Source organism: Cyanobacterium sp. uoEpiScrs1 (assembly GCF_947331815.1).
GTDB lineage: Bacteria > Cyanobacteriota > Cyanobacteriia > Cyanobacteriales > Microcystaceae > Rippkaea.
The window spans coordinates 578,058-594,108 of sequence record NZ_OX373462.1 but is presented as its reverse complement, the minus strand read 5'-3'; the positions used below and the strand labels follow the sequence as shown (position 1 = coordinate 594,108).

General features: G+C 31.9%; 12 protein-coding genes. 2 read left to right on the top strand and 10 right to left on the bottom strand.

All coding sequences use genetic code 11. The features are described from left to right. Nucleotides 1-59: 59 nt before the first annotated feature. The 4 genes from OXU93_RS02115 to OXU93_RS02100 form a co-directional block, all read right to left on the bottom strand. Entirely contained in the window at nucleotides 60-329 is a 270-nt protein-coding gene (locus tag OXU93_RS02115; protein ID WP_267384191.1) for a hypothetical protein, read from the bottom strand. A 587-nt stretch (nucleotides 330-916) separates the two neighbouring features. Beyond that, a complete protein-coding gene (gene aroH, locus OXU93_RS02110; RefSeq protein ID WP_267384190.1) occupies nucleotides 917-1,300 on the bottom strand; it encodes a chorismate mutase in 384 nt (127 codons plus the stop codon). A 40-nt stretch (nucleotides 1,301-1,340) separates the two neighbouring features. Continuing rightward, nucleotides 1,341-2,159: a signal peptide peptidase SppA gene (gene sppA, locus OXU93_RS02105; RefSeq protein WP_267384189.1), complete on the bottom strand. Its 819-nt coding sequence runs from the start codon at nucleotides 2,157-2,159 to the stop codon at nucleotides 1,341-1,343. Between the two features lie 278 nt (nucleotides 2,160-2,437). Beyond that, on the bottom strand, nucleotides 2,438-3,919 hold the full coding sequence (locus OXU93_RS02100; protein WP_416378777.1) for an aminotransferase class I/II-fold pyridoxal phosphate-dependent enzyme: 1,482 nt from the start codon (nucleotides 3,917-3,919) through the stop codon (nucleotides 2,438-2,440). A 602-nt stretch (nucleotides 3,920-4,521) separates the two neighbouring features. Between OXU93_RS02100 and OXU93_RS02095 the strand changes: the two genes are divergently transcribed. After that, nucleotides 4,522-5,622 (top strand): CobW family GTP-binding protein, encoded by a 1,101-nt coding sequence (locus tag OXU93_RS02095; RefSeq protein ID WP_267384188.1) that lies wholly within the window; start codon nucleotides 4,522-4,524, stop codon nucleotides 5,620-5,622. A gap of 737 nt (nucleotides 5,623-6,359) precedes the next feature. Here the strand turns inward: OXU93_RS02095 and OXU93_RS02090 are convergent. The 6 genes from OXU93_RS02090 to OXU93_RS02065 all read right to left on the bottom strand — a co-directional run bounded on the left by OXU93_RS02090 (nucleotide 6,360) and on the right by OXU93_RS02065 (nucleotide 13,861). Further along, the gene (locus OXU93_RS02090; RefSeq protein WP_267384186.1) at nucleotides 6,360-8,045 is read right to left on the bottom strand and encodes an alpha/beta hydrolase; all 1,686 of its coding nucleotides are present in this window, start codon (nucleotides 8,043-8,045) and stop codon (nucleotides 6,360-6,362) included. 453 nt (nucleotides 8,046-8,498) lie between these two features. Further along, nucleotides 8,499-9,311, bottom strand: coding sequence for a metal ABC transporter permease (locus tag OXU93_RS02085; protein WP_267384745.1), 813 nt, complete (start codon nucleotides 9,309-9,311; stop codon nucleotides 8,499-8,501). A gap of 4 nt (nucleotides 9,312-9,315) precedes the next feature. After that, nucleotides 9,316-10,095, bottom strand: coding sequence for a metal ABC transporter ATP-binding protein (locus OXU93_RS02080; protein WP_267384185.1), 780 nt, complete (start codon nucleotides 10,093-10,095; stop codon nucleotides 9,316-9,318). Nucleotides 10,096-10,127: 32 nt separating this feature from the next. Continuing rightward, a complete protein-coding gene (locus tag OXU93_RS02075) occupies nucleotides 10,128-11,045 on the bottom strand; it encodes a metal ABC transporter solute-binding protein, Zn/Mn family (RefSeq protein WP_267384184.1) in 918 nt (305 codons plus the stop codon). Between the two features lie 525 nt (nucleotides 11,046-11,570). After that, complete coding sequence (lnt, locus tag OXU93_RS02070) at nucleotides 11,571-13,163, bottom strand: apolipoprotein N-acyltransferase (RefSeq protein ID WP_267384183.1); 1,593 nt, start codon at nucleotides 13,161-13,163, stop codon at nucleotides 11,571-11,573. Nucleotides 13,164-13,732: 569 nt separating this feature from the next. Further along, the gene (locus OXU93_RS02065; protein WP_267384182.1) at nucleotides 13,733-13,861 is read right to left on the bottom strand and encodes a hypothetical protein; all 129 of its coding nucleotides are present in this window, start codon (nucleotides 13,859-13,861) and stop codon (nucleotides 13,733-13,735) included. Between the two features lie 611 nt (nucleotides 13,862-14,472). On the opposite strand from OXU93_RS02065, the gene OXU93_RS02060 reads away from it, so the two are divergent. After that, nucleotides 14,473-15,831 (top strand): CmpA/NrtA family ABC transporter substrate-binding protein, encoded by a 1,359-nt coding sequence (locus tag OXU93_RS02060; RefSeq protein WP_267384181.1) that lies wholly within the window; start codon nucleotides 14,473-14,475, stop codon nucleotides 15,829-15,831. The last annotated feature ends 220 nt before the right edge of the window (nucleotides 15,832-16,051 follow it).

Genomic DNA, 16,051 nt, shown 5'->3' with positions numbered 1-16,051 from the left:
AATATCCTTTTACCTAAAAACAACTGAGTAGCAAAAGATTCTTCAAAGTAGCCATTTAACTACCTTAGCTCATATTTGCCGTATATTTTAGCATAATAGTCTAAGATCATTTGTATCTGGTATTTTTTCAGGGTATCAAGAGAACTAGTATAATGTATTATTAAAGTTTTTACTTGACTTTGAGTATAATCAAACTGTTTTAATTGTTGGGGAATTAACTCAGTGGTTACCCCTTTAACTTGTTGCAAATGAGCTGCTAATTCTCGATATACTGCTAACGGTAAATTCGAGTAGGTAACTTGTTGTTGTTTTATTGTTGTTTGTTTCATATCTATAACTTTAACTATAACTCATTATAAATATAAAATAAGTTCACGAACTTTATATTAAAACTTATCCTAAGTAAGCTTCATCTGTTTAAATAAATGAAAACTTTTATCTTTTTGTATTTAATTTATGAGATAGATTTATGAGTAAAATAAGTAAATAATCTGCACTATAAAAATAATACTGGCTACATCGCAAGCTTGAGACTTATCTTTTTCCAAGGCAATAATGCCACAGATATTGGGTTAATAATACTAAATTTTTCGTACCGCCCAATTAGAAGTTCCCACCTGCCCTTTCTTTTATGTTTTTTTAATATAAGTTTCGACTGGATCTGAAGGTTTCTCTAAAAAACATACAAAACATCATAGCATGCCATTCTAGTACAGAATGACGCTCACTACCGTCCATGCTAACAGCTTATATAAATAGAAAAAATCAGGAAAAACCGTTAAGTAACAAGTATTTCGTAAATAAGTAATGATATATGCTTATTTGATACTTTGGAGTATTGATATACTTTGACACCAAAATACATCTTTTTAAGCTTTCTTCCATGTGAATTTATTATAAATTTAATAGAAAAATCTCATCCCAATTTCATAAAATGCCAGTCGGGACGAAGATGACTAGCATCTCTTAAATAAGAATGGTAGATTTCTACCTGAGGTTTTGAGGTGTTAAAGTGAATTAAAACCCGAATACATCTTTTTAAACTTCCTTCCACGTGCATTTGTTGCAAATCTAATAAAGGAACATTGTCCCAATGTGGACGTTGACGAGCGATCGCCGCTGGAAAAATGGCGTCAAGATCCTTAGTAGTAGTAAAAGTCGCACTGACTATATCTTCGGGATTAAGTTGATTGCGGATTTCGATTGCCTCAAGTAATTCGTTCACAGCATCCTTTATCTCTTCTTTTGTATTGTCTGATACTGTGGTTGCTCCTCGAATACCCCGCACTTTGCAATTCACAATCAAATCCCTCCGACAACTTTTGCTTAATACTTAGAGTTTAGGGTCGATATAACCATAATGGTTGACCATTGGTCGCCAACTCAAATCTAACCCAATCTATTGCTACTCTTAACCCAGACTTATTTTGATTTTTAGATAAAATTCGATTCCATAAAGGTTTGGGGGCTTCAATTGTATAACATTGAGCTCGATCAGGATTAAGTCCCACCAATTCAGCTACCCAGCGACGGGCATCTTCTTCTGTTCCTAGGCGATCCACCACCCCTAATTCTAAAGCCTGTTGTCCAGTAAAAATGCGCCCATCAGCAAAACTTTTAACCTTCTCTACATCTAAATTACGACCTTGAGCAACTGTATTGACAAATTGTTGATAACTCACATCAATCATTTCTTGAAGAATAGTCTCTTCTTCCATCGTTAATTCCCGATCAAAAGAGAGAATGTCCTTATAAGGACCTGATTTAATCACTTTAAAGGAAACTCCAACTTTATCTAGAAACCGTTCTAAGTTATTTCCCCGCAAAATAACTCCAATGCTTCCAGTAATAGTTCCTGGGTTAGCGACAATATACTCCGCTCCTACTCCAATATAAACGCCACCAGAGGCAGAAATATTGCCGAAACTGGCTACTATTTTAACTGTTTCTCTTAATTTTTTGATTGCTTCATAAATCTCTTGGGAATCCGCTACTGTTCCTCCTGGAGAATCAATTCGTAAAAGTAAAGCAGGAAACTTCTTTTCTTTGACGATTTTTAAAGCTTTAAGAACATTTTTGCGAGTTTCTGAGGCAATAGCACCACTAACTTCAATGCGGGCAATTTGTTTAGTTGGTCTAGGTTTAAACGGCCAAATCATAAGCGGTTTTTAATGGTTTAATAGACAAGATAAAAGTTATAGTCTTTCCAGGCTGAAGCATGATAGTAGCCAATAACTTTTCGAACTCTTATTCTGAGTGTATTCTGTAACTACAGAAACTAAACTTTTATAAAGTTCAAGTTTCTGATATCTTAGAATCCTTGTAGAATAAGACTTTCAGTCCTTGACTTGATTGGAATACCTTTAAAGCCAGTCAGAAAAGCCAAGATTATTATCATCAGACTTTTAATTCTAACATTTTTAATTGATGTTTTCCATTAAGCTAATACTTTTAATTTTTGTAAATGGGGATCACTACAACCAGTAATACTAGCTCCTAGAGCTAATACTATTTGTAAATATTCTAAGATATGATTAGTAATTTCTTCCCCGGGCATTAAAATTGGAATTCCTGGAGGATAAGAACAAATTAAATCCCCACTAATTCTGCCAAGACTATAGTTAAAGTCAACCATTTCTGTCACAGCAAAGAAAGTTTCACGAGGGGAAATGGGGGGATAGGGAGATTGAGGTACAGGAAGATGGGGGTATGGAAAGGTGGGGGTATGGGGACAATAATAGGCATTACCTAGAACTTGGAAAGCTGCTATCAGTTTAGTAATATCATCTATTGTATTACCTATAGAAATAATAAAAGCTAAATGACGTAACATGGGTAGTTCTGCCGTTATTCCTAATTGTTTATGGAGAATTTTATCAACTTCAAAACCACTTAACTTCAAAGCTGTAACATTGACTGTTAATCGCGTAGTATCTAAGTAATAAAAGCTGTCAAAAGGTTCTTTTAAATCTAAAATGGACAAGCCTTGAATCTGACTTAATTCTTGTCTAGCTTTTCTAGAAAGTTCAATTGTTTTATCTAATAGTTCTTTTCCCTGTAATGCTATTTGTTGTCTTGCTCCGTCCAAAGATGCTAACAATAGATAACTCGGACTTGTAGACTCAATTAACTGTAACGCTCGACTAATTCTTTGAGGATCAATACGTGTACCTTGAAGATGTAACATAGAAGCCTGGGTCATAGCTCCTAATACTTTATGAGTCGATTGTACGCTTAGATCTGCTCCCATGGATAAAGCACAGGGTGGTAAGTCTTGGTGAAAGGTGAAATGACCTCCATGAGCTTCATCGACCAATAAAGGAATTCCCCGACAATGGGTTAAATCTACAATAGCTTTTATATCACTACACACACCGTGATAGGTAGGATAAACTACCATAACTGCCTTAACATCAGAATTTTCCTCTAAAACCTGTTTTAAGGAATTTGGGGTAATGCTATAGGAAAGATCCCAAAGAGGATCGTAGTAAGGACTAACAAAAATTGGAACAGCCCCCGATAAAATTAATCCCGCAATCGCTGATTGATGGATATTACGGGGCAAAACAATCTTATCCCCTGGATTACAAGTAGCTAAAATTGCTGCAACAATTCCACAAGTTGAACCATCCACTAAGAACCAAGTTTGTTCTGCTCCAAACGCCTCTGCTGCTAATTTTTGTGCTTTTTTTATAACTCCTGATGGGGCAAATAAATTATCTAATTCAGGCAACTCTGGCAGATCAGCAGTAAATGCAGTTTTTCCTAGTAACCTTTCCAGGGGTTGTGATATTCCTTGCCCTTGTTTATGTCCAGGTGTATGGAAAGCTACATTTTTCTGAGCAATTGATTTTATTAATGCCCCAATGAGAGGCATTTTAGATTGAGAGTTGAAAAATTTGTTTTGCGATGAGGTCATGCGAGATGAAACATTCGTTTAAAATATTGACGTGTCTAGTAATTAATGGATATTATTTGGTTATACTCAGGTTTGAATTCGTGTTTGGTATGATATGACTATATAGTCATTAAAAATTAACTGCTTGGCGTTTTATTAAGGTTATCGTTCTCGAAGCGGGAGGTATCAAAGTAGTTGTAAGAAATAATTAGGGAATACGGACTACAATGTTTGAGAAAAATTATTTGTTTTTCCCAAAAGAGGGCATATTTCTTTACTAAAAAATACAGAAAGTATTAAAATTTTAAGAGTATTCTTATTACAAGTAATCGAAGACAAAAGATAAATAACAATTTGAATAAATTAATCGAGAAAGTAAGAACATAATCTAACCCCACCTGGAATGAGAATACCCCGTTTCGACAATAGAACATTGTTCTAGATTTGTAAAAGACGTTAGACTGAGACAGGTGACTAACCTCACTAATAAAAAATATATCAAAAAAACAGTAGGACTACTCACAAAAGTTAAGCTTTAGTGAAAGCGACAATTTTCATTATAGTTAACTTTAGATATTTAGCGTAGCAGCCTTCGCCCTAAAGTTTAGCAAATGGAGAAGATTATGCAAACATCAGTAACTTCTGAAGTGATGGATCTAGCAAAACACGGCTTACCGGTTACTATTATTACAGGATTTCTTGGTAGTGGGAAAACAACTCTTCTTAACTATATACTGACCAATCAAAAAGGATTAAAAATAGCAGTTCTTGTTAATGAATTTGGCGAAATCGGTATTGATAATGAACTCATTGTGACTGTTGAAGATAATATAGTAGAATTGAGCAATGGTTGTATTTGTTGTACTATTAATGAAGATTTAGTTCAAGCAGTTTATAAAATTTTAGAACGTCCTGACAATATAGATTATTTAGTTGTTGAAACTACTGGAGTTGCTGATCCTTTACCAGTCGCTTTAACATTTTTGGGAACAGAGTTAAGAGATATGACATTCTTAGATTCTATTGTCACAATGGTAGACTGTTCTAACTTTAGTCTAGATTTATTTAATTCCCAAGCTGCCTACAGTCAAATTGCTTATGGCGATATTATTATTCTTAATAAGATAGATTTGGTAAACAAATCAGATGTAGATGCTTTGGAAATTAGAATTCGAGATATTAAAGAAGCGGCCAGAATATTACGCGCTCGAGAGTCTGAAGTACCATTACCTTTAATTCTAAGTGTCGGGCTATTTAATTCTAGTAAATATTTTGATTCTGAAGAGTCCAAAAAGTATCACAAACATAGACACGATCATGACCACCACGATCATGACCACCACGATCATGACCACCACGATCATGACCACCACGATCATGACCACCACCATTCCAATCATTTGGACAATGATGGATTTATATCTATTTCTTTTGAAAGTGATAAACCCTTTGCCGTTCGCAAATTTCAGTACTTTTTAGACAACCAACTACCGGATAATGTCTTTCGTGCTAAGGGTATTTTATGGTTTGATGAAAGTCCCAAACGTCACATCTTTCACCTTAGTGGTAAACGGTTTACCCTAGAAGATGATGAGTGGAAAGGAGAACCCAAAAATCAAATTGTATTCATTGGTCAGAATCTTGACAGCCAGATGTTGTGTGAACAAATGAAAGAGTGTATTTCTCTTTCTATAGATCGTCAAGCTCAAGAATTTGATAAATAAACAAAAATAATATTTTAACCAAAAGGTAAGGCATTAAGATTAACTACTATGCATTACTTTTTGGTTTCCAGAATAATTCTATGAGGAATGATTGAATATGCAATCATTTCTTTCCTAGGTTCTGTCTAATCTTGTTAGATCAATAATCAATTTATTATTTACAGATATCACCAGTTTATCGTTAATGTTTGAACCAATATTAATTGTTAAAAAAAGGAAGTATGTCGCCTATATTAAGAATAAAATTTTCTAATCCACCTGTGCCTGAATTATTTTACAAAATCAGTGTCAAAGTTTTGGAACTGTAAATCATCGTATAATATACTCTTATATTTAAATATATCTCTATTCTGATAATCAGATTAATAGAAAAATAATGAGCTTAAATCAATATATGACTTTATTAAAAACTAAAATTAATTTCTTAATCTACACATGACTATATTTTATTTATCCCTAGCTAAAGAAAGAGCTATTTCAGTTAAGAAACAATTTTTAAAAATTAATATAAATTAATAAGGACCTACCATTATCAAGAGTAAAGAGTGATTTATCGCGTAAATATTTTTTATTTATTTATGGATACTATTTATCTTGAATAGTTAGAATGATTTTTCAAAAAATAACATTTTACTATGTTTGGTTTCTTAAATAACCCAGTAAATTATTTATATAAGTCAAGATTTAATTATTCTATGGCTGAGAATAATAAGCTTTGTAACTCCAATCAATTGATTTTAGTTTGTATCTAAATTGTTTAATCTAAACTGTTTAATGAATTTAATTAATCCTTCTGTAGAATTTCCTGAAATCAAATGAGCAGAAAAGTTATGTTTTTTACTGATATGGTTAACATAAGAGGATTGAAGATAAGATTTATAATCTTGATTGTTTACAATATAGATTTCAAAAAAAGCTAACATGGTTGCATTAGTATAATTATCAAGTAAAACTGAACTAGGTAAAGTTAAATTTGGAAGAGTTTTAATCATATCCGTTAACCCTGCATCTAGTTGAGAAAAATCTACATGTGCTTGACCTTCTTGCAATAAAAGATAGCGGTTTTTAGTTGTTAACCAGGGAAAAGATCGAGCCTGTTCAAATACAAAAGGCGTGGCTGGATCGTAATTTCCAGCACCAATGAAAGTTGGGATTATGATTTTACTTAATCCTTGTTCTCCAAAAATACTAGCGTTAACGGGATTAATCGCATAAACTGCTTGTATTCGTTCATCTCGAAAATTATAATTTTTTCTCTTCAATTTTAAAGCTCGACATTGAAGTAATAATGCTGTATTTAACTTACCAAGTTCTATATTACAATCTTTTTCAAGTCCTTTGAAATCTAGAGTTGCTCCTGCTAAAGCCAAGACTGTATAACCGCCAAAAGAATGACCAAAAATTCCTACATTTTCTAAATTTAGGTTTCCGCCGAACTCAGTAATATTACGTCGTTCTAATTCATCTAAAGTCTGGCTAATATCTAGGGGACGGTTTAAGAATTCATCAAGATCAAATATTTCTCTAGTATAACCCTCTAACAAATCTTGAAGATGTTGAACATCACTCCCTAGATGTTGAGGAAGAGCAACCACATAACCATAAGAAGCCAAATGTTCGGCCCGTTTGGCAAAATCTTCCGGTCTAGAACTTAGTCCATGAGAGATAATCACTACAGGGGTTCTACCCTCACGCTGTGTTTGAGGTCTATAGACATCGACATAAAATTCCTGTCCTTTCCACTGTATATTTCGCTTTTTATGTTGTAAAGTCCAACGTTTAGGTTTTTCTATTTTAAAAGGGCCTGGCTCTCGTATATCAGTTAACTGTACAAAATTAATAGGTGCAGCATTTTGAGCTTCAATTTCTGATAATTCAGCGACAGCTTCACTAAATAAATAGGTACCGTTAATAATTACCTTGATTTGTTGAGATAAACGTAAAGTTTTTTTGAGATCAATTTGCATATTTACAGGAAGTTTTTTCAGAATATTAATTAAGCTTAATCCTTCAGGTTCAAAGGCTGCTTGGACTAATGACCCTCTCAGAGGATATTTGCCATTACGTCCTCCTTGAATGTTAATAACATCTCCAAAATAATCAATAAGACGTTCTCCTTCATCAGTGCGAAGAAAACGATACAACAAAACAGGGTTAACCTCTACAGGGGTCATTAAAGCCTCCCGAAATAAGACTTTTTCTTCTTCTGTTGTCCCGACAATATCTAAATAGAATGCTAAGTTTTTATCTATTTTTCCTTTTTTAGCAAATTTTTCTAAAGATTTAACTCTCACTGAAAGATTAAGGGCATTATATAGTAGATATATTGTCTCAGCTCCTTGAACAGGAGTTATAAGGGTAAACATTGCTATACTAAATGCAGTCAATAGCCAAGGAACTAAAAAAATGCCAGCAAATCTCATCTGAGAGAATGTCCAAATAATTTTATATTTATAGATTTTATAAGAAATTGCTATTGCTCGCAGATATATTAGTTAATATTTTTTATATAATTTTATCATCATACTTACTTTTAATATTTCTAGAAAATAGTATTTTTAGATATATTTAATTTAATAAATATAAGTATAAGAAATGTGACATATTTTACATTTTTTTGCTTGATTAATACACAAATAATGCTCTTTAAATTTATCCATAAAATAATCATTGATAATGACACCATTGAAGCATATACTCAAAAATTTAAATTATTTTTTTAACATAATTTCACCTATTATACTTAATGATTGTTCTAACAACTTTATACTTTATATTCTGACAAGCTATCCAAGAAATAAGACTTTTTATTGATTATTTAAGAATATAATTAGATGTCTGTAACAAAAAATAATATTTAATAATTTTTATTTTAACTAAATTTTGATTTGATTGTATTGTTTAATAACTAAACTTATTAAATAAGCAGTTCCAGATATTAGTATAATAGTTGCTCCAGAAGTCAAGTTAAAACGGTAAGATAAACCAAGTCCTAAAGTGGTAAAAATTCCCCCTAAAATAATTGAAAATATCATTATTTGCTTAAGATCCTGTGAAAATTGTTCTGCAATTGCTGCTGGAATTGTTAACAAAGCAATTACCATAATCAACCCAACAATCTGCATTACCATTACTACTGTTAAAGCAATTATGGCAACTAATATTAAGTAAAAAGTATCTGCAGGAATATTGCAAGTTAATGCAAAAACACGGTCAAAAGAAATAGCTAATAGCTCCTTATAAAATATAGTCACTATCAATATAATAATAGTATTTAGACATGCTATTATCAGTAGATTGGCTTTGGATACTATTAAAATACTCCCAAACAAGTAACTCATTAAATCTGCTTTATATCCTGGAGTCAAATCTACTAAAATAATACCAATCGCCATCCCAACTGCCCACATTACACCAATCAAAGTATCTGCTCTTTGTTTAGTCTTTCGAGCTATCCATCCCATTCCTAAAGCTGCCATCAACGCAAAAATAATCGCCCCAAAAATAGGGTTAAAATCATAAAAATAGCCCAATCCGATGCCGCCATAGGCTGCATGAGCAATTCCTCCACTGATAAATACAATACGGTTAACAACTACTAGTGTACCGACGATGCCACAAGCAATACTAACTAATACCCCTACTAAAAGAGCATTACGCATAAATTCAAATTGAAATAATTCAAAAATACTTTCAATCATTTTTTTTATAAAAGGGGCAAGAATATTGGGGAAGAATCTGATAGGGGACTTTATAATCAATAAAATCAATAGGACATTGATAAGTTCGTTCAAGAATATTATTTGTAAGTTGGTCTTTTTCGCTATAGAGCAGACGGCGATTAAGAGAGCCTATACTCTTAACGTAGGTTAAAATTTCTCCTATATCGTGAGATATCAACAAAATTGTAATATATTGATTAATATCTTTGAGTAACTCATAAATACTGCTTTTTATTTTGTAATCAACACTTGCAGTAGGTTCATCCAATAGCAAAATACGAGGTTCTGAAGCTAAAGCGCGAGCAATATAAACCCGTTGACGTTGACCTCCTGATAATTGACCGATGGGACGATTTCGCAGTTCGACTATTCCTACTTGTTCTAGACTATGATTGACAATGGCTTCATCTTTTGCATTGTATCTGTGTAATAGACGGCGTTTTCCTAATCGACCCATCTTGACAACATCAGCAACTCTAACGGGAAAATCTTGATCAAATTCTAAGACTTGAGGAACATAACCTATATATTGTCGACCAGAACATACTCGCCTTCCCATGATTTTAACATTACCTTGAAAAGGAGAGATTAATCCTAATATTAGTTTTAATAAAGTTGTCTTTCCCCCTCCATTTGGACCAATTATTCCAATAAAATCTCCTTCATAAACAGTAAGATTAATATCTTCTAAGACAGGAGTTTGATTATATTTTACCCAAACATGATTCAGACTAATAACTTCAGTAGACATAAAGTTAAATTGATGGTGCTACAAAATATACTTTAATCTAAAATAGTAGAAAAAGTTTTGGATACTTCTAGTAAGTTTTCTGACCAATTAGGTGCCAAAGGACTAATAAATAAAACCTCTCCATCTATTTCTTTTGCAATAATCTTAGCAGAGTTAGTATTTGACTCTGGTTGAGTAAAAATAACTTTTATTTTTTCTTTTTTAGCTTTCTTAATCAATTTTACTAACTCAGCAGGACTTGGTCTCTGTCCTCCCACCTCTACAGGTATTTGAATTAAGTTATACTCATTAGCAAAATAACCCCAAGCCGGATGAAATACAATAAATTTTCTATTTTCTATTTGAGTGAGATTTTCTTTTATTTGATTACTTAACTGTTCTATCTCTTGTAGAAATATGTTTAGATTTTCTAGATATTTTGCCCGATAATCAGGATCAAGTTTAGACAATCCTTTATAAATATTTCTAGCTTGGATCTTAGCTAATGTTGGAGATAGCCAAATATGGGGATCTAGGGTTTCTATTGCGGTTTCTAATTTTAGTTTACTATGGTGATGTTTATGATGATCATGGTCTATCATAGGGAGACGCTCTATTCCCCTAGCTGAGTCGATAATTTGCAATTGAGTATTTATCCCTGAAATCTTGTCTATCCACGCTCTTTCAAACGGGATACCAATAGTGATGTAAGCTTTCGCATCACTCAGAGCTTGTAATTGCTCAGGTTTTGGTTCGTAGTTATGGAAGTCAGCCCCAGGTTTTACCATAACATTAATCTTTACTCGATCACCTCCAATTTTCCTGACAAAATACTTTTGGGGAACGATACTTACCGTAACGTTAAAAACCTCTGTAGTCTTGGTTTGAATTCTCGATTGGTTATTACACCCCGTTGTCATAACAACATTCAATACTAGGGTCATCCAGATAGCCGAAACCCGCAAATTCATTTAAGATTATGACCTTTATGTAAGAGTGATAATAATTATAATTATATTTTATTACACTTGATAAGTATTTAAATACGTCACTATCTTCTGTACTTGAAGCAGATAACTAAGATATTGACTTATAACAATATTTGTTAGTTATATTAATGTGAATATTTATATGATACATTGTACACTGCTGTTATTATGAATAATACATATTCAGCTATTTTTAACCGTAACAACTATTCTCTCTATTTTCTATTTTAGGTATTTTTTTGATTCACTTATTTATTGATCTAAATTGAAAATATATAGAGCAATATAGTCTGTCACATATATTGTTATTAGTTAAATTATTTTTTTTATTAGAAATATTTTTATAGTTAATTAATGTCATATTACTTTAATATTCATAGCTAATTAATTAAGAAAAAAATATTATTTTATAATATAAGATCTAGCTTGTAAACCTGCTAAAATATTGTTACTACCGTATATAAATACGAGTTTACTTATCCGATTATTCTTTAAGTTTAATTATTGTTATTTAATCTTAATATACAATAATACTATCCCTAGTAATAATAATACTTTTGTTAACCAATCTCCCCATTGAACATACAAAGTATGGCTATTACTACGATAAATTTTTCCCTGGTGTAATTGATAAGTATTAATATCAGATATCCATAAAGTTTTACCACGAGGATTAACAATACCAGAGTATCCAGTATTAGTTGCTCTTGCCATCCATTTACCTGTTTCAATGGCTCTAATTATATCTTGAGCATGATGTTGGGCGGGCATTGCTTGACTATAATGAGAATTATTAGATGCTGTAATTATAAATTCTCCACCTATTTTTGCTTGACGACGAAAATGTTCACTAAAAGCTGATTCATAGCAAATTCCTATGATTGCTTGTCCAAAGGTAGTCTTAAAAATTTGACTGTTGTCTCCCGCTTTTAAATGACTCTTTAATGGAGAAAGTCGACTAATAACTTTACCTAAAATAAATCTAAAAGGAATATATTCTCCCAAAGGAACTAATTTGACTTTATCAAAACTGCTTAATATTTTTCCTTCTCCCGTTACTGAAAATAGGCTATTAGTATAGCTATTATTTTGCCTCCCAAATGCTCCCAATAAAACAGGGACCTTGTATTTTAAAATTTCTGAATATAAAGGACTATTAATCACAATGTAATTCCAGTCAAAAGGTAAAGCAGTTTCTGGGGTTATAATCAAATCTACTCCTTGATGAGCTAATATTCTATAACCATTTACATACTCCTGAGTTGCTTTTTGTAAACCTTCAGCATAAAGCTTTATTGAGTTGGGAATATTGCCTTGGATAATGCCTACTTTTATAGCATTTTTTTTTATTATCAAAACTGGACTTTTGTATAAAGATAATCCTATTAAATGTAAACCAATTAAAATTTTAATTGATATAAAAAAAAGAGTTAAAGAGTGATAATTATACTGATTTAACTTAAACCAATTAGAAAAAGTTATTTTTGACTGATATTGATTTGTTCGTAAAATAATTCCTTCTGCAATTAATCCATTAATAGTAACAATAGTGGCAGTTACCATTGAAAATCCCGAAAATTGACTAAGTTGTAGAATAGCTAAATTATTAGGACTTTGAGTATAGGAGAGTGAAGTCCACCATAAAGAGCTTTTACTCCAAATTGACTCTAGTAGACACCAAATTGTTACACCAAAAAAAACTCTTGAACAGGAATCAATTATCTTTTTTCTAAAGTAAATTTCTCTAAATTTAAGATTATCAATAACTCTAACTATTAATGACCAAATAATGACTAGTATGGCTCCCCAAATAGTGATTAATGCCCAACAAATAATAGTGATAAATAAACTAGTAAACCAAGAAAATTGCATCCAAGTCATAGGATGAATTCCAGTAATCCAAAATAAACTTAATCCATGATAGCCTACTCCCCAAGATAAAGCGATCCAGGTTTTTTTTTCTAAAATTAAAGTTTTTATAGTTGTCTTTTCTTTAGATTGGTTATAATATTGATGCTTTTTAAATGTGAAAAACCATAGAGGAATTAAAGCTAACCATGCAAAATAAAAAGCTGATATAGGAGCAGTTGATAATCCCATCAATATTCCGCCTAAAAAAGCTATAATTATTGGTATACAAGTATTTAAATTAAAAAAATGTTTAATTTTCATTGATTATTTGTTTTTTAATAAAAAAATATAAATATTTGTTGACAACTCAACAATAGTAACTTTTTCGGTTTAGCTAAATTAATATTTTTAAGTTATTACTAAATCTTTAGTGATAGTACATTATTATACTTAGAAATTCAACAACTAGTTTATATATTAATGTCAACAAATTGTTGTATCATTAATGCTATAGTTCATAATCTTGTAGACTTATAACCCCATAAATATCTTCAGTATTAGTTGGTTTATAGTTTTTCCATTATGACAGAAAGATAACTAACATTATTAAGTTGTAATTGTACTTTAAGGAAGTTTATATTGTAAATATTGCTGATAGTGTAATATGCTTATCTAATGTTTAATTTGTCTGTTCGTACTCTTTGATTACTACAAATTATTAGTTCTTCGAGTTTAGAATCATTAAGTATAGTGCTTACCACTTTTCTATTCTAGTCAATAATAATGCTGGGATGGCTAGAGGGATAGTTTTGTGTAATTTAACTAGCCAGCGTTTTCTTGTGACAGACTAGGATGTGAATTAATGAGCCGTACTTAGTTAAATAACAAGTCTCTTCTTCTATGATATCTTTGCCCATCACAATTACTAGTTCTTGATTTATAAACATTTGGGTTACTTGATCACAGATAGTGTCGGCAAAAATATCTTGAACCCATGATTTATTTTTGTTACTAATTCCTGAGTATCCGGCTATTGTCTCTTTAATAACAATTAGACTATCAGTTAAAATGTATCGTTCGGTCGAATATATCTTGAAAAAACGCTGACTTAAATAGATTGCTACTATGTATTCAGTATAAGATTAGATTTTATAAAGTTTTGTTTGCGTCCTCATTTATCCCATGAGTTCAAAGTAAGTAATCCTTTTAAAAAAATATGGGAAAAAGAATAAGTTCTAGTTTAGCTTTTCTAGTATAAACTAATGTGTTATGATCAACCTGATATTAGTTATTGTTAGCTAAGTTATCTATATACCAGGCAATTAAAAATAAATTTTTAAATAAATAACTACCAAAAGTTAAGCTCTAATTCTGATTACTGAAGTTTTAAATTGTTAAAGTAATAGATATTAATTAAAAGTAACTAACATAAGTCCAATTGTAGTATTTCAAAAGTATGAAGAATTGTAGATCAATTGTAGATTAGATGCAAAATAATTAAAGAGATGCTACCTTAATATTCACTGAAAAGTTTAGATTACTCCGATTAACCTCCATTATGAAGCGTCGTCAATTCATTAAATACAGCAGCCTAGGAATGGCTAGTGTAGGAGTAACCGCTTGCACTCAAGGTAATCTAGATCCCCTTCGTTTTTCAGAAACTTTATTGAACTACAAGAACAAATTCGGCTCATTGGAAAAAACTAACCTAACTATAGGATTTGTTCCAACTACCGATGCTATTCCTTTAATTATTGCCCAAAAAGAAGGTTTTTTTAGACGTTATGGACTAGAAGTTATTCTTAAACGCCTATCTTCCTGGAAAGCAATCGAAAAGGATTTACTAAACTGGCAATTAGATGCTGCACAGGCTCCTTTTGCTTTACCAATATCTGTCCAGTTAGGGAAACAACAAGCTTCCCTGATTTCCCTGATGAACCTTAACTTAAATGGTAGTGCCATTACCCTTACTAAGCAAGCCTGGAAAAAAGGTTTACGTTCTTTCCTAAATTATAATGATTTTGGGGATTTTAAAAGAAGTTTTTGTCGATATATTCGAAGTAATGCTCATACTTGTTTTGCTATAGACTCCCCAATTTCAATGGATGCTTATTTATTGCGTTATTGGTTAGCAGCTATGGGAGTTGATCCTGATCGTGAAATAAAATTATTAGAATTTAAAGCCAGCCAATTGATCTATAAATTGCAAGCGCGGACGATAGAAGGTTATAGTATTTCGGCGCCATGGACACGCTCTGCAATTGCTGAGAACACAGGATTTATCATCAATATTAGTCGAGAAATCTGGCAAGGACATCCCAATAAGATTTTAGCTGCTATGGATGGTTGGGTAAAAAGACATCCTGCTACTACACGATCTTTAATGGCTGCGTTGTTAGAAGCCTGTCAGTATTGCGATCATCAACGCCATCGAGGGAAAATGACTGAAATATTAGCTCAAAATCAGTATCTAAATCTAGATAAGACCTTGATTGAACCGACTTTAAATGGAGATTATGCTTATACCAATAATACCCCTAAGAATAAATTGGTAAAGATTCCAGACTTCACTATTTTTCACTATCAAGATACTCCATATCTTAAGACCCCCGACCATGCTAACTATCCTTGGCGTTCTCATGCTGTATGGGTGCTAACCCAAATGATTCGTTGGAATCAACTGGAAATCACCAGCTATCCGAAAGATGCTGAACAAATTTTAGACCGAATTTATCCTGTCTCTATTTATAAAGAAGTAGCTAAAGTTCTCAACATTAAAATTCCTCATGAATCAATGAAATCTGAACCGACTACTGCTTTTATAGATGGACGACCCTTTGATCCGAGTCAACCTCTAGTTTACCTCAACCAGTTTTCTCTTCGAGCAAATAATCCCCAATTTTTTAGTTTTGTTTAATCATAAGAAAATCTAACAATAATTTTATTGGCTTATCCTCCTAAACAGACAACATCTAAATTTTGAGGTTAACTTAATTTATTAATTTACCAAATGTAATAACTTGACTTGATTTAAGATTACTTATAATACCATAAATCTATATTTGCCTCTACTTCTATTGTTAGACCAACCTAAATTATTCGGTAATTTCATTTTTAGATATTGTTTTTGCAGTAAG

Bases quoted from the DNA above. Each gene is read 5' to 3' on its own strand.
- OXU93_RS02075 (WP_267384184.1), bottom strand. From the start codon at position 11,045: ATGAATTTGCGGGTTTCGGCTATCTGGATGACCCTAGTATTGAATGTT.
- lnt (WP_267384183.1), bottom strand. From the start codon at position 13,163: ATGGGATTATCAACTGCTCCTATATCAGCTTTTTATTTTGCATGGTTA.
- OXU93_RS02090 (WP_267384186.1), bottom strand. From the start codon at position 8,045: ATGAGATTTGCTGGCATTTTTTTAGTTCCTTGGCTATTGACTGCATTT.
- OXU93_RS02065 (WP_267384182.1), bottom strand. From the start codon at position 13,861: ATGTTTATAAATCAAGAACTAGTAATTGTGATGGGCAAAGATATCATA.
- OXU93_RS02115 (WP_267384191.1), bottom strand. From the start codon at position 329: ATGAAACAAACAACAATAAAACAACAACAAGTTACCTACTCGAATTTA.
- OXU93_RS02095 (WP_267384188.1), top strand. From the start codon at position 4,522: ATGCAAACATCAGTAACTTCTGAAGTGATGGATCTAGCAAAACACGGC.
- sppA (WP_267384189.1), bottom strand. From the start codon at position 2,159: ATGATTTGGCCGTTTAAACCTAGACCAACTAAACAAATTGCCCGCATT.
- OXU93_RS02080 (WP_267384185.1), bottom strand. From the start codon at position 10,095: ATGTCTACTGAAGTTATTAGTCTGAATCATGTTTGGGTAAAATATAAT.
- OXU93_RS02060 (WP_267384181.1), top strand. From the start codon at position 14,473: ATGAAGCGTCGTCAATTCATTAAATACAGCAGCCTAGGAATGGCTAGT.
- OXU93_RS02100 (WP_416378777.1), bottom strand. From the start codon at position 3,919: ATGACCTCATCGCAAAACAAATTTTTCAACTCTCAATCTAAAATGCCT.